General features: G+C 57.2%; 23 protein-coding genes. 14 read left to right on the top strand and 9 right to left on the bottom strand.

Annotation, left to right across the window (positions count from 1 at the left end; genetic code table 11):
- Positions 1 to 5: 5 nt before the first annotated feature.
- Positions 6 to 1538, bottom strand: a complete 1533-nt coding sequence (atpA, locus tag P8T57_RS10875) for a F0F1 ATP synthase subunit alpha (RefSeq protein ID WP_007089180.1) — start codon at positions 1536 to 1538, stop codon at positions 6 to 8.
- On the bottom strand, positions 1538 to 2095 hold the full coding sequence (locus P8T57_RS10870; protein ID WP_007089181.1) for a F0F1 ATP synthase subunit delta: 558 nt from the start codon (positions 2093 to 2095) through the stop codon (positions 1538 to 1540). Before P8T57_RS10870 ends, atpA begins: the two co-directional genes overlap by 1 nt.
- A 426-nt stretch (positions 2096 to 2521) precedes the next feature.
- On the opposite strand from P8T57_RS10870, the gene P8T57_RS10865 reads away from it, so the two are divergent.
- Positions 2522 to 3007 carry a hypothetical protein gene (locus tag P8T57_RS10865; RefSeq protein WP_341363106.1) on the top strand — a complete coding sequence of 162 codons (486 nt, stop codon included), beginning with the start codon at positions 2522 to 2524 and terminating at the stop codon, positions 3005 to 3007.
- Positions 3008 to 3064: 57 nt separating this feature from the next.
- Here P8T57_RS10865 and P8T57_RS10860 read toward each other — a convergent pair whose 3' ends face one another.
- The gene (locus tag P8T57_RS10860) at positions 3065 to 3385 is read right to left on the bottom strand and encodes a DUF550 domain-containing protein (RefSeq protein WP_083379432.1); all 321 of its coding nucleotides are present in this window, start codon (positions 3383 to 3385) and stop codon (positions 3065 to 3067) included.
- A gap of 95 nt (positions 3386 to 3480) precedes the next feature.
- On the opposite strand from P8T57_RS10860, the gene P8T57_RS10855 reads away from it, so the two are divergent.
- Positions 3481 to 4296 (top strand): ABC transporter substrate-binding protein, encoded by an 816-nt coding sequence (locus P8T57_RS10855; RefSeq protein WP_341363105.1) that lies wholly within the window; start codon positions 3481 to 3483, stop codon positions 4294 to 4296.
- A 13-nt stretch (positions 4297 to 4309) separates the two neighbouring features.
- Here P8T57_RS10855 and P8T57_RS10850 read toward each other — a convergent pair whose 3' ends face one another.
- Positions 4310 to 6550: a primosomal protein N' gene (locus P8T57_RS10850; protein ID WP_341363104.1), complete on the bottom strand. Its 2241-nt coding sequence runs from the start codon at positions 6548 to 6550 to the stop codon at positions 4310 to 4312.
- Positions 6551 to 6736: 186 nt separating this feature from the next.
- Here P8T57_RS10850 and fsa point away from each other — a divergent pair, with 186 nt between their 5' ends.
- From fsa to P8T57_RS10815, 7 genes are all read left to right on the top strand, one after another.
- Positions 6737 to 7393 carry a fructose-6-phosphate aldolase gene (fsa, locus tag P8T57_RS10845; protein WP_037990470.1) on the top strand — a complete coding sequence of 219 codons (657 nt, stop codon included), beginning with the start codon at positions 6737 to 6739 and terminating at the stop codon, positions 7391 to 7393.
- Positions 7394 to 7508: 115 nt separating this feature from the next.
- On the top strand, positions 7509 to 8198 hold the full coding sequence (locus P8T57_RS10840) for a DUF484 family protein (RefSeq protein ID WP_071240933.1): 690 nt from the start codon (positions 7509 to 7511) through the stop codon (positions 8196 to 8198).
- On the top strand, positions 8177 to 9139 hold the full coding sequence (locus P8T57_RS10835) for a tyrosine recombinase XerC (protein ID WP_341363103.1): 963 nt from the start codon (positions 8177 to 8179) through the stop codon (positions 9137 to 9139). The genes P8T57_RS10840 and P8T57_RS10835 overlap by 22 nt, the downstream gene beginning before the upstream one ends.
- A gap of 73 nt (positions 9140 to 9212) precedes the next feature.
- The gene (locus tag P8T57_RS10830; protein ID WP_341363102.1) at positions 9213 to 9518 is read left to right on the top strand and encodes a YrhK family protein; all 306 of its coding nucleotides are present in this window, start codon (positions 9213 to 9215) and stop codon (positions 9516 to 9518) included.
- A 109-nt stretch (positions 9519 to 9627) separates the two neighbouring features.
- Positions 9628 to 10233 (top strand): glutathione S-transferase family protein, encoded by a 606-nt coding sequence (locus P8T57_RS10825; RefSeq protein ID WP_341363101.1) that lies wholly within the window; start codon positions 9628 to 9630, stop codon positions 10231 to 10233.
- A gap of 102 nt (positions 10234 to 10335) precedes the next feature.
- Positions 10336 to 10827: a class I SAM-dependent methyltransferase gene (locus P8T57_RS10820; protein ID WP_037990466.1), complete on the top strand. Its 492-nt coding sequence runs from the start codon at positions 10336 to 10338 to the stop codon at positions 10825 to 10827.
- Between the two features lie 33 nt (positions 10828 to 10860).
- Entirely contained in the window at positions 10861 to 12258 is a 1398-nt protein-coding gene (locus tag P8T57_RS10815; protein WP_341363100.1) for a glutamine synthetase family protein, read from the top strand.
- Between the two features lie 46 nt (positions 12259 to 12304).
- Here the strand turns inward: P8T57_RS10815 and P8T57_RS10810 are convergent, their stop codons facing one another.
- Together P8T57_RS10810 and P8T57_RS10805 are read right to left on the bottom strand one after the other, a co-directional pair.
- On the bottom strand, positions 12305 to 12631 hold the full coding sequence (locus P8T57_RS10810) for a hypothetical protein (RefSeq protein WP_007089193.1): 327 nt from the start codon (positions 12629 to 12631) through the stop codon (positions 12305 to 12307).
- 418 nt (positions 12632 to 13049) lie between these two features.
- Entirely contained in the window at positions 13050 to 13274 is a 225-nt protein-coding gene (locus tag P8T57_RS10805) for a hypothetical protein (RefSeq protein WP_341363099.1), read from the bottom strand.
- Between the two features lie 290 nt (positions 13275 to 13564).
- On the opposite strand from P8T57_RS10805, the gene nadA reads away from it, so the two are divergent.
- From nadA to P8T57_RS10790, 3 genes are all read left to right on the top strand, one after another.
- Entirely contained in the window at positions 13565 to 14587 is a 1023-nt protein-coding gene (gene nadA / locus P8T57_RS10800; protein ID WP_007089196.1) for a quinolinate synthase NadA, read from the top strand.
- Positions 14588 to 14658: 71 nt separating this feature from the next.
- Complete coding sequence (nadC, locus tag P8T57_RS10795) at positions 14659 to 15510, top strand: carboxylating nicotinate-nucleotide diphosphorylase (protein ID WP_341363098.1); 852 nt, start codon at positions 14659 to 14661, stop codon at positions 15508 to 15510.
- Between the two features lie 15 nt (positions 15511 to 15525).
- The gene (locus P8T57_RS10790; RefSeq protein ID WP_341363097.1) at positions 15526 to 15933 is read left to right on the top strand and encodes an NUDIX domain-containing protein; all 408 of its coding nucleotides are present in this window, start codon (positions 15526 to 15528) and stop codon (positions 15931 to 15933) included.
- 47 nt (positions 15934 to 15980) lie between these two features.
- Here P8T57_RS10790 and P8T57_RS10785 read toward each other — a convergent pair whose 3' ends face one another.
- From P8T57_RS10785 to P8T57_RS10775, 3 genes are all read right to left on the bottom strand, one after another.
- Entirely contained in the window at positions 15981 to 16304 is a 324-nt protein-coding gene (locus tag P8T57_RS10785; RefSeq protein WP_341363096.1) for a type II toxin-antitoxin system PemK/MazF family toxin, read from the bottom strand.
- Positions 16301 to 16525 carry an antitoxin MazE family protein gene (locus tag P8T57_RS10780; protein ID WP_341363095.1) on the bottom strand — a complete coding sequence of 75 codons (225 nt, stop codon included), beginning with the start codon at positions 16523 to 16525 and terminating at the stop codon, positions 16301 to 16303. The genes P8T57_RS10785 and P8T57_RS10780 overlap by 4 nt, the downstream gene beginning before the upstream one ends.
- Positions 16526 to 16614: 89 nt before the next feature.
- Positions 16615 to 19206, bottom strand: a complete 2592-nt coding sequence (locus tag P8T57_RS10775; protein ID WP_341363094.1) for a DUF3772 domain-containing protein — start codon at positions 19204 to 19206, stop codon at positions 16615 to 16617.
- Positions 19207 to 19360: 154 nt separating this feature from the next.
- Here P8T57_RS10775 and P8T57_RS10770 point away from each other — a divergent pair, with 154 nt between their 5' ends.
- Complete coding sequence (locus P8T57_RS10770) at positions 19361 to 20350, top strand: zinc transporter ZntB (protein ID WP_341363093.1); 990 nt, start codon at positions 19361 to 19363, stop codon at positions 20348 to 20350.
- A gap of 111 nt (positions 20351 to 20461) precedes the next feature.
- A complete protein-coding gene (gene zapE, locus P8T57_RS10765) occupies positions 20462 to 21586 on the top strand; it encodes a cell division protein ZapE (protein ID WP_341363092.1) in 1125 nt (374 codons plus the stop codon).
- Positions 21587 to 21974 lie beyond the last annotated feature (388 nt).

Raw genomic sequence — 21974 nt, 5'->3', positions numbered from 1 at the left:
CAGACTTACGCGAAGGTTTTCGCGAACTTGTCGAGGAACGCTTTGAGCTTCGTTTCGGTGGCTTCCGAAAGAACCTTCTCGGTGCGGATCGCATCAAGAATGTCAGAACCGGTCGAACGGATATCGTTCAGGAACTGTTCTTCGAAAGCACGAATTTTGCCAACTTCCACGCCGTCAAGGTAACCCTTCACACCGGCATAGATCACAACAACCTGTTCTTCCACTTTAAGCGGCGAATACTGCGGCTGCTTGAGCAGTTCCGTCAGACGTGCGCCACGTGCCAGCAGTTTCTGGGTCGCCGGATCAAGATCCGATGCGAACTGTGCGAAAGCTTCCATTTCACGATACTGGGCAAGTTCCAGCTTGATCGAACCGGCAACCTGTTTCATTGCCTTGATCTGCGCGGACGAACCCACACGCGAAACCGACAGACCAACGTTCACAGCCGGGCGAACACCCTTATAGAACAGGTCGGTTTCAAGGAAGATCTGACCGTCGGTGATCGAAATCACGTTGGTCGGAATAAACGCCGAAACGTCGTTACCCTGGGTTTCGATAACCGGCAGTGCGGTCAGCGAGCCAGCGCCGTTTTCGTCATTCATTTTCGCAGCACGTTCCAGCAGACGGGAGTGCAGATAGAAAACGTCGCCCGGGAAAGCTTCACGTCCCGGCGGGCGGCGAAGAAGCAGCGACATCTGGCGATAGGCAACAGCCTGTTTCGACAGATCATCATAGAAGATGGTGGCATGCATGCCATTGTCGCGGAAATATTCACCCATTGCGCAGGCAACGAACGGTGCCAGGAACTGCATCGGCGCCGGATCAGAAGCGGTCGCGGCAACAACGATGGTGTTTTCCATCGCACCACGTTCTTCAAGAACCTTCACAACCTGAGCAACGGTCGAACGTTTCTGACCAACCGCAACATAGATGCAGAACATCTTGTCGCTGTCGGATTTCGCGGCATCGTTCACCGGCTTCTGGTTCAGGATGGTGTCGATGATGATCGCGGTTTTACCGGTCTGACGGTCACCAATGATCAGCTCGCGCTGGCCACGGCCAATCGGGATCAGCGAGTCAATCGACTTGATACCGGTCTGGACCGGCTCATGAACCGATTTGCGCGGGATGATGCCCGGTGCCTTGACGTCGGCAAGGCGACGTTCTTTCGCACCCAGTTCACCTTTACCGTCGATCGGGTTGCCAAGCGCGTCAACAACGCGGCCCAGCAATTCCTTGCCAACCGGCACGTCAACGATGGCACCGGTACGCTTGACCTGGTCGCCTTCCTTGATGGTACGGTCAGAACCGAAAATAACGATACCGACATTGTCTTCCTCAAGGTTCAGGGCCATGCCCTTGATGCCACCCGGGAAGTCGACCAGTTCACCGGCCTGAACATTGTCAAGACCATGAACACGGGCGATACCGTCACCGACAGACAGAACCTGACCGACTTCGGCAACTTCGGCTTCAGCGCCAAAATTGGCGATCTGATCCTTAAGAATAGCGGAGATTTCCGCGGCGCGGATTTCCATCACGCAACCCCTTTCATAGCGAGCTCGAGCTTCTGCAATTTGGTACGAAGCGAGGCATCAAAAACCCGGGAACCGACCTTGACGACAAGGCCGCCAAGAACCGCCGGATCGACATTCAGGTCCACTTTGACAGTGGCACCGACAACTTCTTTAAGAGCGCCGGTAACGGCTTCGATTTGCTCTTTCTTCAGCTCGGAAGCCGACGTCACCTGTGCGGTCACTTCGCCTTTGAAAGCTGAGAGCATGGAAAGGTAGGAACTGATAACATCCGGCAGAACGAAAAGGCGGCGTTTCTGACACAGAACGCCAACGGTCTTCTTGGTCAACTCGGAAACGCCAAGCTTGTCCAGAAGGGCCGCCATTGCCTTGGCCTGCACATCCCGGGAAATCACGGGACTACGGAGCACATTCCGCAGGTCATCGCTTTCGACGATGGCCTGGTCGAGCAATTCAAGATCGCTTTTGACAGCATCAAGCGCATCGGCCGACTGGGCCAATTCGAATAATGCTGTGGCGTAACGCCCTTGAAGCCCGGTCGCGGCAGTATTTTGGGACACCGGTGAAAGCCCTCAATTCTGGTTATGAGAACGACTCGGATACGTATAAAAAAATGGTCTCTCGGAAGGTGTTCCCGCCGAGAAGCGAGCGTTTGGTATCACATGTCCATGACAGGGGCAACCCCCGCGCAACGCCATTTGGGCGGTCTTTTTCATTCTTTACTGAAGTTGGGGCAAAACAGCCCCGGATCGCTCGCGTTTCGAGGCTTTTTACAACTATTTTATAATGCCGCCTCTCCCGCCATCGGCGGATTCTGTCTTTGGGAAATCACCTTTAAGGAACGAATCCCCGATTTTTCCGACGATGCGGCCCATACAACCCCTGATCGATAACCGTTTTTTCCGATCAAAAAGTGTAATCGACATCACATCCGAACCTTCCCGGCGTCAATTCCGGACACCCATGTCATCCCCAAGGAGGTTCAAATGAAACTGCCCTCGATGTCCCCTCTGGCCGGCCTGCTGATTGCAGGCCTTGCCCTGCTGCTTCCGATCAACGCCTTCGCGTGTAGCACCGGCTATTTCCGTTTTGTCGAAACCGGCACCGCCAACCCCTTCGTGCCATCCGCCTCGCGCGCCTATTACGATGATCAGGATCAGGCCGGAACCGCAATTTCCGTTTTTGTCGATCTGACATCGGCGGATTACAAGGCCATGGCCGACAGCCGCCTCAATGCATTCGGCGGTAAAACCACGGTTTACAAAATCGCCTGCGATGCCGTGACCGCCCCGCTGTCCGAAACCCCGGCTGAAGATGTGCCCTCCGATAGCTGGATGAGTGCCGAGGGCATCAGCCCCACCCACGTCTATCTCGAAGCTGACAATTTCAACAGCGCCACCGTCGGCTCCAAAAAGCAATCCATCCCGGCCTGGCTCACCAGCAAGTCCAGCAAGGTCTACAGCGCCAACTGATATCATCGCGTCGGGTCACCCTACCGGTGGCCCGATCCGCCAATCAGGGTCAGGACCCTAGATATGCGACCCGGTGCCATCGCCCTTGGCCGACCATTGCCGCGCCCGGTTGATCGCCATTTTCGCCTGCACTTCGTGATCAAGGTCCAGACCGAACTGATCGACCAGCCGATACAGCAAAATCATCACATCCGCCGCTTCGCGCCCGATTTCCGAAAGATCGCGGTCAACAACCGCCTCATCAAGCTCTTTCATCTCCGTCATCGCACGCGTAACAAGCGCACGGGGATCGGCAACCGGGCCAAAAATCTTTTCGGCCCAGTCACATATGCTTTGCTGGCTTTCGCGCAGGCTTGTTGAATTTTTAACATTCGTCATCAAATCTTATCCATGGAATATAAAAATCTGGGCTATCCATAACCCGCAAGCATGACGGGAGACAATATATGGCACGATGCCGGAAGTTCGTGCATATGGCGAGGTTGCTCCGATATCGCCTACAGAATTTGTGCGCCCTGACCGCAACATTGTGCGTTATTGCTTTTCCTTTGGCCGCAAATGCCCGCACCCTGATCATCGAAGGCCTATCCGAAGCCCCGCTGAAATGGATGGTCGACCGTGATCCGCGTGGCATTGATATCGACATCATGACCGAAGTGCTCAACGATATGGGCATCACCGATTACCGCTTTCAGCTTGTCGATAATGGCCGTCGTCTTCTGCATAATGCCCAGACCGGCAGCAGCGACATCATCCTGACCCTGTCGCAAAACACCGAACGCAGCCAGTATCTGCACTATCCCGACGAAGCCCATCTTCTGCTCGATTGGCGCTTTGCCGTGCGGATTGAAGACCGGGACCGGATCACCTTCGATAATTTTTCCGATCTGGCGCGCCACCGCGTCGGGGCGGCAGCGGAATATTCCTATACCGATACCTTCTGGCAATCCGGGCTTGATATCGAAATCGTCGCCAAAAACGATCTGCTGATCCCGATGCTGCTGGAAAACCGTTTTGATGTCGTGCCGGTCAATTACCTCAGCACGCTTTACGAAACCCTGCGCAACGGGCAACGCGAAAAAATCGCCTTCATCTATCCGCCGCTTCGCCGCGCGCCCTATTATAACGTGTTTTCAAAGGCGTCGGATTACCCGGACAAGGACGCGTTTCTCAAACGCTATGACCAGATCATCCGCGAAATGCGCAATGATGGCCGCCTCGCCACCATCTTTCAGGATTACCTCGGCCCGGATGGCCTCGACTGGTGGCAGTCCCAATATCAGAACTGAATCCGAACCGACCCTACATAAAGCTGTAAGGATCGATATCGATCTGCACCCGGACACTGCCCGGTGTTTTCACCTTTGATAACCAGTCATGGATCATCGCCTGCAACCGCACCTGTTTATCCGCCCGGATCAGGAAACGGCGGCGATACCGCCCGCGCAGCAACGATAACGGGGCCGGGGCCGGTCCCAGAACGACAATGCCATCACCGCGCGGTGCCGCCCGGCCAATCCGCCATGCGGCTTCGTCGACCTCGTTTTCCTTTTTCCCCGAAATGATCAGGGCGGCCAACCTTCCATGCGGCGGCATGCCATGCGTCATGCGCTGCGATAATTCAACCTCGTTAAACGCATCGCGATCGCCCGCCGCAATCGCCTTGATCACCCGGTTGGACGGGTCGGCGGTTTGCAGCAACACCGTGCCGGGTCGATCCCCGCGTCCGGCCCGCCCCGCCACCTGTGTCATCAACTGATAACTGCGTTCGGCCGCGCGCAAATCCCCACCCGCAAGGCCAAGATCGGCATCTACCACCCCCACAAGGGTCAGCATCGGGAAATGATAGCCCTTGGCCAAAATCTGCGTGCCGATCAGCAAATCAACCTCGTGATTATGCACCCGATTGACAAGCTCCGCCGCCGCCTTTGGCCCGGCGATATTGTCCGATGTCGCGACCTCGATGCGGATTTGCGGGAATGTCTCGACCGCTTCCTCATAAAGCCGTTCCACCCCCGGCCCGCACGCCGCAAGCTTTTCCTCCGCCCCACAGGCCGGGCAGCTATCGGGGGCCTTGGCCTGATAGCCGCAATGATGGCATTGCAATTTGCCCCATGCCCGATGTTCCACCAGCCACGCCGTACAGTTCGGGCACTGGAACCGATGCCCGCAGGCCCGGCAAAGCGTCAGCGGCGCATAACCGCGCCGGTTTAAGAACAGCATCGCCTGTTCCCCGGCGGCAAATGTTTCCGCCAGCCGCTTTTTCAAGGTCGGCGTGATCCAGCGTTGCCGCTCCGGCCTGTCCTGCCGGATATCGACAATCTCGACACTTGGCAAAACCGCCATGCCGTGCCGCTCCGAAAGCTCGACCCGCTCATACCGTCCGGCTTCGACATTCGCCAAAGTCTCAAGCGACGGGGTGGCGGACGCCAGAATCGCCGGAATACCGCCCAGATGCGCACGCGCAACCGCCATGTCACGCGCATGATAAATCACGCCGTCTTCCTGCTTGAACGCATGTTCGTGTTCTTCATCCACCACGATCAGGCCCAGATTGGCATAGGGCAGAAACAGCGCGGACCTTGCCCCGACCACAAGCTTTGCCGATCCATCGGCCACCGCCCGCCATGTATCGCGTCGCCGCGCCTGCCCGACTTCGGAATGCCAAAGGGCGGGCTCAACGCCGAATCGGTCGCGGAACCGCTGCAACCATTGCGCCGAAAGGGCGATTTCCGGCAACAGGACCACCACCTGCCGTCCCGCCTCCAACGCGGTTCGGATTGCCTCGAAATAAACTTCGGTCTTGCCCGACCCGGTCACACCATCAAGCAACGTGACCGAAAACCCATCCCCCGCCACCTTGGCACACAGCATGTCTGCCGCGCGTTCCTGTGCCTCCGACAAATGCGGGCGCGCAATATCAAGGTCGGGGTCGTCAAACGGCGATGGCGGGGTGACCATCAAACGCCGGACGACGCCTGCTTCGACCAGCCCCTTGATCACGCTGGCCCCGGCACCGGTTTCGCGCATGATATCGGCCTGTTCCATCGGCGGATGGTCACGCAAGAACGCCATCACCCGCTTGCGCGGCGGCGTCATGCGAACGCTGGCATCCCCATCGCCATCTGCCGGATCGGCAAGGGTAAATCTGAAAATCGGCTTGGGCGGCTCCAGCGCGTCGGCAACACTCATCGCCATGCGCAACACCGCCCCCTGCGGCGCCATGGTATAGGCCGACACCCAATCGACGAACTTTCGCGTCACATCGGCCATTGGCGGTGCCTGCAAAACGCCATAAATTTCGCGCAGCTTGGCCGGATCGACGTCGCCCCTGGCCTTACCCCAGACGACGCCGCGCTGGGTCTGACGGCCCAGTGGAATTTCGACAAAGTCGCCGGGCTGAACGCTCAGACCCTCGGGGACAAGATAATCATACGGGCCCGCCAAGGGCAGCGGCGGCAGAACACTGATCGTTTCACCCGTCACCTGAAAGGCCGGATCATCACCAAACAGATTTCCCGATATGGCCTTTGCGGCGCTCATATATTATAAACCCCGTCAGGATGCCTCTGGGTTGGTCGCATGATTATGCATAACCGGCTTGTGGCACAAAAGAAAACGGTCCCACAGCACTGGGCGTCTGGTACCGTCATTTGAATGGAACCGGACCCTATCAGCTAACCGCATCATCGAACAACGATCTTCAAAAGCTCCTGAGCAGGAAATCCAATGAAGTTTTTCATCGACACCGCCGACATCGACGCAATCCGCGAAATCGCCAAATCCGGCCTCGTTGATGGCGTGACCACCAACCCGTCGCTGGTTGCCAAAACCGGCCGTTCGTTCCTTGATCTGATCAAGGAAATCTGTGACGTGGTTGACGGCCCGGTCAGCGCCGAAGTTGCCGCGACCGACTATGAAACCATGGTTGCCGAAGGCCGCAAACTTGCGAAAATCGCTGACAATGTCGTCGTCAAGCTGCCGCTGACCCCGGACGGGCTCAAAGCCTGCCGTACCTTCACCGACGAAGGCATCCAGACCAACGTCACCCTTTGCTTCTCGGTCGGTCAGGCCATTCTCGCCGCCAAGGCCGGTGCGACCTATGTGTCGCCGTTCGTTGGCCGCCTTGACGATATTTCGTCCGATGGCATGCAGCTGATTGCCGACATCGCCGAAGTTTACAACAACTACCCGAACTGGCAGACCGAAATCCTCGTCGCGTCCGCACGCGGCCCGCAGCATGTTGTCGATTCGGCCCGTCTGGGTGCCGACGTCGTCACCATCCCGCCGCAGGTTCTTGGCCAGCTGTTCAAACACCCGCTGACCGACAAGGGCCTTGAAACCTTTGTCGCCGATTGGGCAAAAACCGGCCAGTCGATCCTCTAAGACCGACAAATCAGGCCAAGGATCAGGTTTATTACCGGTCCTTAACACGCATTTAACCCGGCAGCCCGCATTGTGGCTGCCGGGTTTTTCGTTTCACTGCAAATTACCGGATCAGATGGAAAAGACAGCATTGCGCGCCGACGACGTCGCGGCCTACCTCGCCGAACATCCCGACTTTTTTGCCAACCGGCCGGACCTGCTTGACAGCCTCGACATGCCGGTGCGCGAACTGGGCTCAGGCATTGCCGACATGCAGCAATATGTCGTCACCCGCCTGCGTGATGAACGCGAAAAGCTGCGCGGTGCCACAAGCGAACTGATCAATATCTCCAAATCCAACCTCGAAACCCAAAGCCGCATCCATCGTGCGGTTCTGGCGCTTCTGAATGCCCGCGGGTTCGAGGTTTTCGTCGAAGCCCTGCAGGACCTTGTGCCCGAACTGCTTGATCTTGACGCCATCGCATTGTGCTTTGAAGAAAGCGAAGACGCCACGGTGCCGCGTTGCGGCGGTCGTGTCCGTCGTCTGACCGCCGGTGCGGTTGATCAGGTTCTGGGCGAGGAAAACGATGTCTGGCTTCTGCCCGACAATGCCGGGGACGAGGCGATTTTTGGCCCGCAGGCCGATAATATCCGCTCTGCCGCCATTGTCCGCGTCGCACCCTTTTATGGTGATCCGGTCGGGATTGTCGCCTTTGGCGTCGCCGAACCCGATTATTTCAGCCCGGCACAGGCTCATGACCTGATCATGTTCCTCGCCTCCGTGATCGAATTTGGTGTGCGTCGATGGCTGACACCGGCGCAATGAATAAGGGGCTTATGGCCCTGACCCTGCCCGAAGATGTGCGCGATGCCATTGCCGACTGGCGGCAATGGCTTTCCGCCGAACGCCGCGCATCAAACCACACGACCGAAAATTATCTCGCCGATCTCTACGCCTTCCTTGGTTTTGTCCGGGGGCATAAGGGCGACACACCCGATATCGCCGTTCTTCTGCAATTAAACCCGCGCGATTTCCGAAGCTGGCTTGCCCGGCGCAGCATGGATGGCATGGCCAAAAGCTCGACCGCGCGTGCGCTGTCATCACTGCGCAATTTCTATCGCTTTCTGGATCGCACCGGGCGCGGCCAGAACGCGGCGGTCAATTCGATCCGCAATCCGAAACTGCCGCAATCGGTCCCCAAACCGCTTAGCCCCGCCGATGCGATGGCCGTCCTTGACAATGCCGGCGCGTGGCAGGATGAACCGTGGCTTGCCAAACGCAACCTTGCCCTTTTCACCCTGCTTTATGGCTGTGGCCTGCGCATATCCGAGGCACTCGACCTTAACGCCAATCAACGCCCGACGGGCGACTCGATGGTCATCACCGGCAAGGGCAACAAACAGCGCCTTGTCCCGGTCCTGCAAATCGTCCGCGATGCGATTGATGATTATGTCCACACCTGCCCCTATGCGCCGAACGGCAATGAACCGCTTTTTGTTGGCGCGCGCGGCGGGCGGCTGGTCGCACAGGTCGCCCAACGCGAAATGCGCAAAATCCGGGGCTTGCTGAACCTGCCCGATACCGCCACCCCGCACGCCATGCGCCATTCCTTTGCCACCCACCTTCTTGCTGGCGGCGGTGATCTGCGCACCATTCAGGATCTGCTGGGCCACGCCTCGCTCTCGACCACCCAACGCTATACCTCGGTCGATACCGAACGCCTGATGGCCGTCTATCAGGGGACCCATCCCCGTGCGCGGCGATAGGCCACATATTCAAGAACGTTTGCCGCCATCATGCGTTACGGAAAAACAACCCACCCCAAAACGGGAGCCACGCATGAAGCTTTTCCAAAGCCGCCGCTTTGACGCATCCTCACGCCACCGGCAGGTTTATAGCGCCTATGAAATCGCCTATACCACCGTCGACTGGCTGGCCGCGGTTCTGTTCGTCATCGGCAGCATCATGTTCCTTTATGATGATCTGATGCACACCGGAACGTGGCTTTTCATCATCGGGTCGGTGTGTTTTGCCCTGCGGCCCTCCATCCGCCTGGCGCGTGAACTGCACCTTGCCCGCCTTGGCGAAACCGCCACAGAAACCGCTACAGAAACCGGCAATTCCCCTGATGACCGACGGGGCTGACATAACCTTTCCCGGCCAGATTTCCAGAAACGCGAAATTTGGGGTTCTTCGAAACGGCATTTCCCCCTTACACTGCGTTCAAACTGTTGAATTATATCGAGGCACCCCAATGATCCTGCGCTCCAGCGACCCGTCCCCCTTTGGCCGCAAGGTCAAGATTGTCGCCAAAATTCTTGGCACCTACGATCAATTGACCATCGAGCTGGCCAACACCAACGATCCGGCTGACAGCCTGCGCGCACAAAACCCGCTGGGTAAAATCCCGATCCTGATCCTTGATGATGGCCGCAAGATTTTCGATAGCCGCGTGATCTGCGAATATCTCGACGCGCAGGTCGATGGCGTCACCCTGCATCCGACCGAAGGCGACGCCCGGTGGGAAGCATTGACCCTTCAGGCGCTGGGCGATGGCATCGTCGATGCCGCAATCCTGCAAGTCTACGAAAACCGCATGCGCCCCGAAGAAAAACGCCATGCCGACTGGCTGTCCTATCAGTCCGACAAGGTCAAACGCGCCCTTGATCAGCTCGAAGCCAGCCCGCCGTCACTGGCAGGCAACCTGACCATCGGCCATGTCGCGGTTGCCTGTGCGCTCGGTTATCTTGATCTGCGCTTTGATGGCAAATGGCGCGAAACTTATCCGGCCCTCGTCACATGGCTCGATGCCTTCCGTGCCCGCGTCCCGGCCTTTGACGCGACCATCTTCAAAGGCTGACACGCCCGTTCAAAAGCCCCCGGTGCGGGTTAACCACTTTGCACCGGGCCGCGTTCGGCTTACATCGCGATTTCACCTTCACCGCCCGGAGAACAAGAATAAATGTCCCGCCTTAACAGCGTCATCCGCCGCCTGCAGGCCCAGCGCGACTGCCTGAATGCCGCCGCCGAAATGATCAAGGACCATGACGGTATTGTTCTTGAAATCGGGCTTGGCAATGGCCGCACCTTCGATCATTTGCGTGAAATCATGCCGGATCGCGAAATCTTTGTCTTTGACCGCCAGATCGCCGCCCACCCGAAATGCATCCCCGATGACGATCACCTGTTTCTGGGCGACATTTTCGAAACCCTGCCAATGGCGGTTGAACGCTTCGCTGGCAAGGTCGCACTGGTTCATTCCGATGTCGGGACGGGGGACGAGGCGCTCAATGCCAAAATCGCCTCTTTCATCGGCAAAACCCTGCCGCCGTCCCTGATCAAGGGCGCGATTGTCGCCTCCGATCAGAAAATCGATGTGCCCGGCACCATCGCCGAACCGCTCCCCGAAGGCGTCCCGCAGGATCGCTATTTCTTCCGCCGTTATCAGGGCTAAAACCAAAACCGCCCCCCATCAGGAATTCGACCCGTGTCCAGCACCAACGCCCCTGCCCCCTCATCCCCCAGCGGCTCCAATATGTCCGAGGCCGCGGCATTCCTTGCCAAATACCCCGATGTCGAGGCCATCGACATCATCCTGACCGATTTTCACGGCATCGGACGCGGCAAGATGATCCGCCGTCACGAGCTTGAAGGCATCTATAAATCCGGGCGCGGATTGCCGACCTCGATCTTCGGGCAGGACGTCACGGGCGAGGATGTCGATGATTGCGGTCTGGTGCAGACCGGCGGCGGCGGCGATGGTCGTTGCTGGCCAGTGCCGGGCACGCTGGGCTATCTGCCCCACACGGGCCGCGGGCAGCTTCTGATCAGCATGTATAACGAGGACGCAACCCCGCACGATGTCGATCCGCGCAATGTGTTCCTCACTCAGGTCAACCGCGCCAATGTACTTGGTTTTGTCCCGATGGGCGCGTTCGAACTGGAATTTTATCTGGTCGACCGCGAAGCAGACGCGGGCGGGCTTTATCACCCGGCATCCTACGCGATGACCAAACGCCGCTCGCTGCTGCGCAACACCATGTCGGTCGATGAAATCGATGAAATGTCGCCGCTGTTTGATGCGGTTTACGAAGGGGCGAAGCATCTTGATCTGACGCTTGAAACCCTGATTTCCGAATATGGGCCGGGCCAGTATGAAATGACGATCCGCTATCGCGACCTGATGCGCGCGGCCGATGACGTCATCATCGCCAAACGCCTGATCCGTACCGCGGCACGCCGTTTCGGGATGGAGGCCGTCTTTATGCCCAAACCGTTTGGTGCCGAAGCCGGTTCTGGCATGCACCTGCATCTCTCATTGGCGGACGAAAACGGCAATAACCTGTTTGCCGATCAGCCGGACGGGAGCTTGAGCCCCCTTATGCTCAACGCCATTGGCGGCATTCGCGGCACGATTGGCGACACCATGCTGATCCTGGCCCCCTTCATGAATTCATGGCGCAGATTTGCATCCGCCATGTATTCCCCGGCATCCGATGACTGGGGTGTTGAAAACCGCACCGTGGCGCTTCGTGTGCCGGGCACACCGGGCAAGACGCGACATTTCGAACACCGCATTGCGGGCGTTGACGCCAACCCCTATCTGGTCGCCGCCGTCACCCTTGGGGCGGCCCTTGACGGCATCGAAAACAAAATCGATCCCGGCCAGCCAAGTACCGATGAAATCGGCCACGACAAAGGCCCCAACGACCTGCCGCGTCACTGGCTTGACGCCATTGACCGCTTCGGTGCCTCCGATTTCAACAAACGCACGCTGGGCACCCGCTTCCACACCGCCTTCACCCGCATAAAGCAGGCCGAATACGAACATATGGCGCTCAAGGTCAGTGCAGCGGAATGGGAATATTACGGGTTTTCGGTCTGAAATTTGACCGGTTTACCGGTCAGGCTTTCCTGACCGGGGACCAGAATCAGAAGACGCGTTTGGCGCGGTTGTTGGATTTGTGCGCTGAAAACGCGACCCGCGGGCGGGAATCCATCATTTTCTGATCGCGCAGATGGGCGACTTCAAGATCACGCGGATCAACATTCATCATGCGGATGTCGCCCGCACGGTCCGCATTGGCATGCAGGTGCATCTTGGTCGAAACCCACTGATAGGTCGGATAGGTCACATTTTCCGGAAGCGATTCTTCGGTAATCACCTTATAGGCCCCGGCTGGCAGTACTTCTGCCAGACCGCGCAGACTGAACGGCCGCGCGAAATTCAGGATTTTCGATGTGGTACGGTTTGTCAAAATAGCTCCTAGCGCGCAGATGCGCATTGGTTAAGAAAAACGACAGGAATCAATCCCGTCGCCAAATAACCACAGTTTATTTCAGGTGTATGCAGGCACGCGGAAGCGGACTTTATTCTTCAAAAAATCAACGCCCCAAAAATATCCGATGCGTTTTTGAACAAATAAAATTTGCGATTCTGGTAAATCGCGAAAATATCCCGCCGATTTTTACTTATATGAATCGATTTCGATATTTTACAACGAACTTATTTTTATTTTTACGTCATCATGGAATCGGCACAGAAAACCATCGCCCGAAAATGATCCGGCGCGCAGTTCCCCGATAGTCTTTTGCGATTTATTTATCCGGTTCTGTATCTGGCATTCCCCATCACCGTAAGACGGGGCCATTGTTCGGACCGGACAGGTGATGCTGTCAGTAACTCAGATCCAGACCAAGCATATCGCCAAGCCCGAAGGTAACGAGCCCAAGGACCAGAACCGCCAGCACGAAGATTGCCGCCATCTTGGCAGTCGCAATCAGCACCTTCCGCCTGCCGATCTTCTTTCCCTGATCGTAATGCCACTTGATGGCAAAGAACATGCCCGTGCCCAACGCGACACCCTTGAACGTACCAAAGGCTATAGGGACCCAATCCATATCAAAGACTCTCATCTGCATCAGCTGCGCGTGTTATGCCCCCATCCTGGGCAAATGCACACTTCCCGTTCTGCAACGCAGATATGTAGCAGCAGGTCGCGGCTGCCCCGCGATTATAGGCCGGGCGGTTATATTACGGTGAAGTGCCCTTCAACAAAGCACACCGTCATCCCCCAATTCCTTGCCATCCCGGCCCAATGGCGATATTGAGGTTTCAAACTGTCATTAACTTGCAATGCCGGGACCCGCTGCTTATCTCCGGCTTGCAACAGGCGAGATGAGACGACGCCATGAACCAGATTGCCACCATCGCCGAGGCTGCGCCCGGCGCAATGTCTGAAATGCAGATTGATCCGACCCTTGATCTTGAAGCGGAAATCGCCCGCCTCAAGAAAGAGAAAAACGCGATCATTCTGGCCCATTATTATCAGGACGGAGAAATTCAGGATCTGGCCGACTTTGTCGGTGACAGCCTTGATCTGTCGCGCAAGGCCGCCGAAACCGATGCCGATGTCATCGTGTTCTGCGGTGTGCGTTTCATGGCCGAGGTCGCCAAAATCCTCAGCCCGAACAAAACCGTGCTGCTGCCCGATTCAAAGGCCGGCTGCTCGCTCGAAGATTCGTGCCAGCCCGAACCGTTCCGCAAATTTCGCGAACAGCATCCCGATCACGTATCGGTCACCTATATCAATTGCTCGGCCGAGGTAAAGGCCGCGTCCGATATCATCGTGACCTCGTCCAATGCCGCCGAAATCATCGATCAGATCCCGCTTGATAAACCGATCCTGTGGGCACCGGACCGCCATCTTGGCACCTATCTGGCGAAAAAAACCGGCCGTGACATGACGCTGTGGAACGGCTCGTGCATCGTGCATGAACAGTTTTCCGAACGCGAACTGATCCGCCTTAAAACCCAGAACCCGGATGCGAAAATCGCCGCCCACCCGGAATGCCATGACGGCATTCTGAAACATGCCGATCACATCGGATCGACCCGCGCCATTCTGGAATATGTGATCAACGGCCCGGATCAGAAATACCTGATCGCGACCGAACCCCACATCATCCACCAGATGGAAAAAGCCGCTCCGCACAAGGAATTCATTCCCGTGCCTGGCGCCGATGGGTCGTGCGCGTGCAACAATTGCCCGTTCATGGAACTGAACACGCTGGAAAAGCTTTATCTGTGTCTGGTCAATAACGGCCCGCAGATCATCATGCCCGAAGATTTGCGTGTTGCCGCGGTCAAACCGCTTGAACGGATGCTGGAAATGTCAAAAGGCATTCCGCTGAAAAAAGAAAACGCGGCCTAATTCGACCTTGTCAACAGCCCCGCAGAAATCTCGTTTCGCGGGGCTGTTTTCCATCCCCCTCCCCCAAAAAGATGCGCCCCACCATGACCGTCCTGACCCAGGCTGAAATTTCCGAATTCATCGACCGCGCCTTTGCCGAGGATATCGGCCCCGGTGACATCACATCGGACAATGTCATCCCCGCCGATGCGCGCCTGCGCGTCGCCCTTGAAACGCGGGAGGATATCGTGGTTGCCGGTCTGGATATCGCCCTTGAATGTTTCCGCAAACTGGTCCCCGATGCCAAAATCACCAAGCATTGCGAGGACGGCGATGCGATTGCCGCCAAGGACGTGCTGGCCGTGGTCGAAGGCAATGCACGCGGCATCCTGACCGCGGAACGCACAGCACTCAATACCCTGCAACATCTATCGGGCATCGCCACCACCACACGCAGCTATGTCGCCGCGATGGGCGATACGACGGCCAGATTGCTTGATACCCGCAAAACCCTTCCGGGCTGGCGCAAGATGGAAAAATACGCCACCCGCATGGGCGGTGCGCAGAACCATCGCATGGGTCTGTATGACGGGGTGATGATCAAGGATAACCATATCGGCGTTGTCGGCTCGATCACCGAATGCGTCAGATCGGCCCGTGCGGCAAACCTTCCCAAGATCGAAGTCGAATGCGACACGCTTGATCAGGTCCGTGAAGCCACAGATGCCGGTGCCGACATCATCCTGCTTGATAACATGGGCCCGGATATGCTCCGTCAGGCCGTCGCGATTGTCGCGGGTCGCTGCAAGACAGAGGCATCGGGTGGTGTGAACCTGCAAACCATTGGTGCGATTGCCGCCACGGGTGTGGATTATGTCTCGGTCGGGCGCATCACCCAATCGGCCCCGGCGGTCGATATCGGGCTGGATGTCGCCATTCTCTGATCGGGGCGGATCACGATGAACGCTATCAGACCAGCCCCAAGGATTGTCGAAACCGCCAACTGGATTTTCCGCGACGGCGGCAAAATCCTGTCGGTAAGAAGCCACGGACGGGATCGTTTTTACCTTCCGGGTGGCAAGGTCGATGCGGACGAAACCGCCATCGAAGCCCTGATCCGTGAAATCCGCGAAGAACTCGGCGTAATGCTGATCGAAAAATCCATCCGCCCACTGGGCATCCATGCCGGTCGCGGCCATAACCAGCCATCTGGGGTTATTGTCCGCATGCAATGCTTCGCCGCCCGCTTCACCGGCACATTGACCCCATCACGCGAAATCGCCGAAATGCGCTGGCTCTCGCAACGCGACCGCCACCTGATGGCCCCGATGGGCCAAAAGATCACGGCTGCGCTTTTCGATATCTGATCCGCGATATCGCGCAAAGGCACATCCTGCTGCAGCACCGAAATGGCTCAGGCAAAGCCCAGAAACAGCGCCATCGCGCGGTTAACCGCGATTGTCATATCCTCATCGACATGGCCAAACGGCGCGCCCAGCTTGTCACGCCGCACGGTCATGATCTTGTCGACCATGATCTGCGACCGGCTGAGAAGCCCGTTTTCCGGGGTCGGTTCGATAGTCAGACGAATAAGCGGGGCATCAACAAGCGTGCTTGTGACAAGCAGAACCGTCACGGTTGCCATTTCCTGAAAATGATCCGCCTGAACGACAAGTGCCGGTCGCGGTTTCCCGAAATCGCCCGGCACGGCAACAGTCACAAGATCACCACGCTTCACGCACCATCCTCGTCATCCAGATCCATCAGGGCAGCATCCATAAAGCCCTGAAGCTCAAGATCATGCAGGTCGGACTGGGCAACGATCCGCGACTGGCGTCGGCACTCCGCCGCAAAGCCGGGTTTGCGCGCATCCGGCACCCAAATCTGAACGGGTCGCAAACCAGCGGCCCGCATCGCATCGCGTCTTTTCTGAACGCGCTCATTGACAGAGGTTGGCATGACAGCCCTCCATAACGTTACATGTAACATATATGCAGTACTGCAAAATGTCAATTCACGCCGAAAACCGCGCCTGAACCGCCACCCGCTTAACGTGGCCCATCCCCGTCCGCATCACCCCCGGCATCGGGGATACTGCGCGCCGCCGCATCCTTGTCGCGGTTTTCATCCTTGGCGGTTGATGGCGGTGTGGCCGGGTCGGCTCCCTCGCCATCACCTGGTTCGGCGCTCGCCTCTGGGATATCATCCGTCGCCTCGATCACCGGCTTGGCATTGCCATGCCCGGCATCGCGGATGGCGTCGGCCAGTCTGTCGATATCGCGGAAATGCACATCCTGCTGCGGGAACGGAATTTCAACACCTTCGGCTCGGAACCGTTCAAGGATCTCAAACCGCACCGCACTGCCCACCGACAGGACATCACCGATATCGCGCAGGAAATAGCGCAATTCGAAATCAAGCGAGCTGGCCCCGAAATCCATAAACACCACCTGGGGTGCCGGGTAACTCAGGATTTCGCGGCGCTTGTCCGCGATCTCAAGCAGGATTTCACGCACCTTGTTGGCATCCGATCCATAGGAAACCCCGATACGGATAATCCCCCGCCCGCTGCGATCCTTAAGCGTCCAGTTCATCACCCGGTTGGAAATCAGTTCGGAGTTCGGGATCACCACCGATGACCGGTCAAAGGTTTCGATCTCGGTCGCGCGCACCCGGATATCCTTGACCAGCCCCTGATCGGCCCCGACCACGATCCAGTCACCCACCTTGATCGGCCGTTCGATCAGAAGGATCAGGCCCGACACAAAGTTACTGACAATACTTTGCATGCCAAAACCGATACCGACCGAAATCGCACCGGCAATGATCGCAAGGTTGGACAAATCCATCCCCGCCGCCGAAATCGCCAGCAACACCGCAAGGCAAATCCCGGCATAGCCGAAAATCGCCGAAACCGAATGCTGCAAACCTTCGTCAAGCTTGGTGTTGGGCAGAACGCGCGTATTGAGCATCCGCTGGAAAAACCGCATGACGCCCAGAACCGCAAGGAACAGCAAAATCGCGATCAGAATGGCGCGGAGCGAGAAATTGATCCCGCCCACCTGTATCCCGATAAACGCCTTTTCGGCGGCATCAAGCAAATCCGCCCACGCAATGTCGGTAAAGATCAGCACCGCCAGCGGCACGGCAACCGAAAACATCACGACATCAATCGTCACACGCAGCCAGAAATAAAGCGTGCCATGCACCGCATCACTGGCCCCGTCATCATCGGGCGATGACGGTTTCACCAGATAGGTATGCACAAGGGCGCGCGCATAGCCACGCAACAGCCAGTAACTGGTGATAAACGCAAGCCCGGTCATCAGGTTTTCAAGGATGAACCGTGCGAGCGCCACATAGCCCAGAAGCGTCAGTACCGGCAGCAGGACCGCCACGATCCGCAATCCGCGGCGCGACCGTCTTTCGACCTTGGCCCATAATTCGTGCCGGTCCGGTTCGCCATGTTCCCAGAACACGCCAAGCGAACAGACAAACAGAATGACCGAAATCAGGAAAACGTTGGAAACACTTTGCACCAGCGCGATTTCAAGCGACGTGCCAAGCGTGGTCGCACCCTGCAGCAGCACCAGATCGGATGCGTAAATCACCGCCGCCAGCAACGATAAAAGCCCGACAACCCGCGCCCCCGTCGCGGTTGTGCCCGCACGCCGCATCCCCGGCAGGAACGGGGAATAAATACTGCGGATCGCCGCCCCGACAAACAGCAGGAACAAAAGCGCGGCAAAGCACTGATAGATGAAATCACCCATGCTTCCGGCCAGAAGGTCGGGCTGTCGATTAACGATCTGATAGGCAATGACAAGTGCGATACCCGGCACCATCGCCGTAAACAGGAACCGCGTCCCCGATATCAATGAAACCCGGTCTTCCTTTGGCACATGCTGCCATCTTTCCGGCAACCAGCGCAGCACCGCGACCTCGCCGCCGATCAGGGCGGCCATCACGATAAACGCCAGCAACACCAGCCCCGGCGCGACCTCTGCCAGCTCGTCGCCAATCTGGCCTTTAAGATCAAGATCGGCATAGCGGCTGCGCACCATGTCGGGCAGCTCAATCGCGCCCGACCATACCTGGCCCCAGGTTTCGCCGTCCCACGGCACGTCAACCCGGCCCAGAATACGCCGCGTAAACCGTTCGCGCGAAATCCGCGCCAGATGGTCGGAAACCTCGGTCGCACGGAAATCAACCAGTTCAACCTGCTTGATCACGCCGCTGATCTCGGCAATGGCATCGTTAAGACGGGATCGTTCGGCGGCAACCGCGGGGACTTCACTTTGGCCTTCGGCGGGCGGTTCGCCCAGTTTGCCAAGGGCGGCATTCAGGCGGTTCAGACGCTCCGCCGCACTTGACTGCAATGTCGCACTGCCCTCGGTGATCTTTTCGACCTGGGCCCGGCTTTCATTTAACAACCGCCCGCTGGCTTCACCGTCCGACAGGGCCGCATCAATGTCATCAAGACCGTCATTCCAGCCAGATATCAGTTTCTGGCTTTGATCCAGTTCGATCTTCTGGGGATTTTCCTGTGTCTTGTCCTGCGCATATGCGCCGCCACTGATCAGGATGGCGGACATTATTGTCGCCATAATCCACACTACAATCGGTCGAACTGTCGTCATGATAGATATTCCATACTGACCTCTGGCGGGCGAATGCCCAAAACCCGTTTTTCCTGATTTGCAAACAGGTTACACTGTCGTCGATAACGAATCACGTCCCGTTTCGTTCCCGGACCGGCCCCAACCTGTCTTCAAGCACCAGACGGAGCCCCACATGCCTTCATCCGCCCTGATCAATGCTTTTAAACTCGATAGCGACGGCAACGGAACGCCCATTGAATGGCAGGACATCAGCAAAAACCTTCCCCAAACCGGTGAACATGAATTTCTCTGGGTGCATCTCGACTGGATGGCCGATGGCGTCCGGCGCTGGCTGATCGATATTGTCGGACTTGACCCCACCATCGCCGATAACCTGTCCACGCGCGGCACCCGGCCATCGGTCTTCTTTTATGATCATGGCTATTCGATGAATTTGCGGGGCGTCAATCTGAACGCCGAAAATGATCCCGCCGATATGATTTCGGCCCGCTTCTGGGTATCGGGCAATCTGGTGATTACGCTGCGCAACCGGTCGCTGAAGGCATTTGATGATATCCGGGCCGCGATTGCCCAGAATAACGCGCCGCGCAATCCCGATGATTTCGTCCTCACCGTGGCCGAACGGCTGGTATTTCGCGTCGACAATGTCGTGCTTGGCCTCGAAGACGAAGTCGACACCATCGAAGACGATCAGGAAGGCACGCCTGAAAACAAAACCCTGCCGCTGCGTCGGCGCTGTTCGGATGTCCGCAATCAGCTTTTGCGTCTGCGCCGCCACCTGTCCCCGCAACGCGATGCGCTGGCGCAATATGTCGAACATAAAACCGCCTGGCTTGATAAACGCTATAAACGCCGTGCGCGCACACTGACCGATAAAACCATCCGTCTGGTCGAAGAATTTGACTCCCTTCGCGAACGCATCCAGATCGTCAATGAAAACATGATGGCGCTGGAAACCGAACGCATGAACCGCACCATGTACTGGCTGACCGTGATCGCCGGTCTGTTCCTGCCGATCAGTTTCGTCACCGGACTTCTGGGCATCAATGTCGGCGGAATTCCCGCCGCCGAAAGCCCGTTTGGCTTTACCGGCGTGTCGATCATTCTGGCCGGTATCATTCTGTTTGAAATCTGGCTGTTTAAAAAGATGCGCCTGATCTGATTCCAAAACACGGCATAAACACCTATGTCACATCAGCATGTTGCATTGCAAAGCTGCTTGGCGCTATGACTTTGCCTCCTTATTCCCTTTCACTGCATGACGAGATCCCTGATGAACGACGGCCCGCTTTCACGTTACCGCGCGAAAATCACCGCGGGCGAACTGTCCCACGATCCCATGCAGGAACTCTGTGCCGAAAAACTGCAAAGCCTGTTCAAGGCGCTGAACCATTACGAACCGCACACCGGGTCGGGCGGCTGGCGCGAACGGTTTGGCCTGACGCGCCGCCGCGAAGAACCCGAACCGCCGCAGGGCCTTTATATTTACGGTGAAGTCGGGCGCGGCAAATCGATGCTGATGGACCTGTTTTACGAAACCGTCGCCGTGGATCGCAAACGCCGGGTGCATTTCCACGATTTCATGCAGGACGTGCATGATCGCATGCACCGTTTCCGCAAAACCAAATCAAAGGACGATGCCGACCCGATCCCGCCAATTGCCAAGGATCTGGCCAATGATGCGTGGCTTTTATGCTTTGATGAAATGCAGGTCACCGACATCACCGATGCGATGATTCTGGGCCGCCTGTTCGAACAGCTTTTTGATCATGGGGTGGTGATTGTCACCACATCCAACCGCATGCCCGATGATCTTTACAAGGACGGCCTGCAACGTCAGAACTTCCTGCCCTTCATCGACATGATCAAACAGAAACTTGATGTGCTCGAACTCGCCAGCCCGACCGATTACCGCATGCGCAATCTGACGGCGGCCGACGTCTTCCTGTTCCCGGCAGGTCCCGATGCGAAGGCGAAAATTGACGAGATGTTCGCAACCGTCACCGAAGGTGCGCGCGTCGCCCCCGACAGCCTGACCAACAAGGGCCGCAAGATCGAAATTTCCGCCGCCGGGGCCGGTGTGGCGCGCTTTACCTTTGATGAACTTTGCACCAAGCCGCTCGGACCGGGCGATTACATCGCGATTGCCACCCATTTCCACACCATCGTCATCGACCTGATCCCGAAACTGCCGGACTCGCGCCGTGATTGGGCCAAACGGTTCGGAACCCTCATCGATGCGATGTATGAACATAAAACCAAGCTGATCTGTGCGATTGAATGCGATCCGTCGGAAATCTATACCGACGGCGATTATTCGTTTGAATTTCAGCGCACCGTGTCGCGCATGACCGAAATGCGCAGCCAGGAATATCTCGACATGCCGCATCTGACGTAACACCCGAACCGGGCACACTTCGGGCGAATTTGAACGCCTCAAAAACGACTCCACCCACACAGGTTTAATTTTGGCACAAAAAATCACCAGCAGGTGCGGGTTGGCATGCCGATTCTTGCGTCTGGCGTGCATTTGTCTTTGCAAAAATGCAGAATCTGCCTGAAGCACGATTTCCTCATGCACCGCCTGCCGCATGGCAGATGGCCGTTTCCTGCAAGGCTGGACGTCAAAAGATAAGATCATGCGCATCAATTCGCGGCAAAAGCGCGACCTGCCTTTCCTTTAGGCAGCGCCAAGGCGCAAACAGGCTTTGGTTTTGCTGCCGATTTGCATTTATTCGCATCTGCAACATGATTGGTTTTTAAGCGTTTAGACAATAGTTGCAACA

This window comes from Thalassospira sp. SN3W (assembly GCF_038070535.1).
Taxonomy (GTDB): Bacteria; Pseudomonadota; Alphaproteobacteria; order Rhodospirillales; family Thalassospiraceae; genus Thalassospira; species Thalassospira xiamenensis.
Note: the sequence above shows the minus strand (reverse complement) of the source record. Positions and strands in the feature narration are given on the sequence as shown.

Excerpts from the sequence above, each read along its gene's own strand:
- P8T57_RS10840 (WP_071240933.1), top strand. The coding sequence starts at position 7,509 with ATGGAAAAGACAGCATTGCGCGCCGACGACGTCGCGGCCTACCTCGCC.
- P8T57_RS10855 (WP_341363105.1), top strand. The coding sequence starts at position 3,481 with ATGGCGAGGTTGCTCCGATATCGCCTACAGAATTTGTGCGCCCTGACC.
- nadC (WP_341363098.1), top strand. The coding sequence starts at position 14,659 with ATGCGCCCCACCATGACCGTCCTGACCCAGGCTGAAATTTCCGAATTC.
- P8T57_RS10835 (WP_341363103.1), top strand. The coding sequence starts at position 8,177 with ATGGCTGACACCGGCGCAATGAATAAGGGGCTTATGGCCCTGACCCTG.
- P8T57_RS10860 (WP_083379432.1), bottom strand. The coding sequence starts at position 3,385 with ATGACGAATGTTAAAAATTCAACAAGCCTGCGCGAAAGCCAGCAAAGC.
- P8T57_RS10820 (WP_037990466.1), top strand. The coding sequence starts at position 10,336 with ATGTCCCGCCTTAACAGCGTCATCCGCCGCCTGCAGGCCCAGCGCGAC.
- zapE (WP_341363092.1), top strand. The coding sequence starts at position 20,462 with ATGAACGACGGCCCGCTTTCACGTTACCGCGCGAAAATCACCGCGGGC.
- fsa (WP_037990470.1), top strand. The coding sequence starts at position 6,737 with ATGAAGTTTTTCATCGACACCGCCGACATCGACGCAATCCGCGAAATC.
- P8T57_RS10830 (WP_341363102.1), top strand. The coding sequence starts at position 9,213 with ATGAAGCTTTTCCAAAGCCGCCGCTTTGACGCATCCTCACGCCACCGG.
- P8T57_RS10865 (WP_341363106.1), top strand. The coding sequence starts at position 2,522 with ATGAAACTGCCCTCGATGTCCCCTCTGGCCGGCCTGCTGATTGCAGGC.
- P8T57_RS10770 (WP_341363093.1), top strand. The coding sequence starts at position 19,361 with ATGCCTTCATCCGCCCTGATCAATGCTTTTAAACTCGATAGCGACGGC.
- P8T57_RS10780 (WP_341363095.1), bottom strand. The coding sequence starts at position 16,525 with ATGCCAACCTCTGTCAATGAGCGCGTTCAGAAAAGACGCGATGCGATG.
- nadA (WP_007089196.1), top strand. The coding sequence starts at position 13,565 with ATGAACCAGATTGCCACCATCGCCGAGGCTGCGCCCGGCGCAATGTCT.
- P8T57_RS10850 (WP_341363104.1), bottom strand. The coding sequence starts at position 6,550 with ATGAGCGCCGCAAAGGCCATATCGGGAAATCTGTTTGGTGATGATCCG.
- P8T57_RS10805 (WP_341363099.1), bottom strand. The coding sequence starts at position 13,274 with ATGGATTGGGTCCCTATAGCCTTTGGTACGTTCAAGGGTGTCGCGTTG.
- atpA (WP_007089180.1), bottom strand. The coding sequence starts at position 1,538 with ATGGAAATCCGCGCCGCGGAAATCTCCGCTATTCTTAAGGATCAGATC.
- P8T57_RS10825 (WP_341363101.1), top strand. The coding sequence starts at position 9,628 with ATGATCCTGCGCTCCAGCGACCCGTCCCCCTTTGGCCGCAAGGTCAAG.
- P8T57_RS10775 (WP_341363094.1), bottom strand. The coding sequence starts at position 19,206 with ATGACGACAGTTCGACCGATTGTAGTGTGGATTATGGCGACAATAATG.
- P8T57_RS10790 (WP_341363097.1), top strand. The coding sequence starts at position 15,526 with ATGAACGCTATCAGACCAGCCCCAAGGATTGTCGAAACCGCCAACTGG.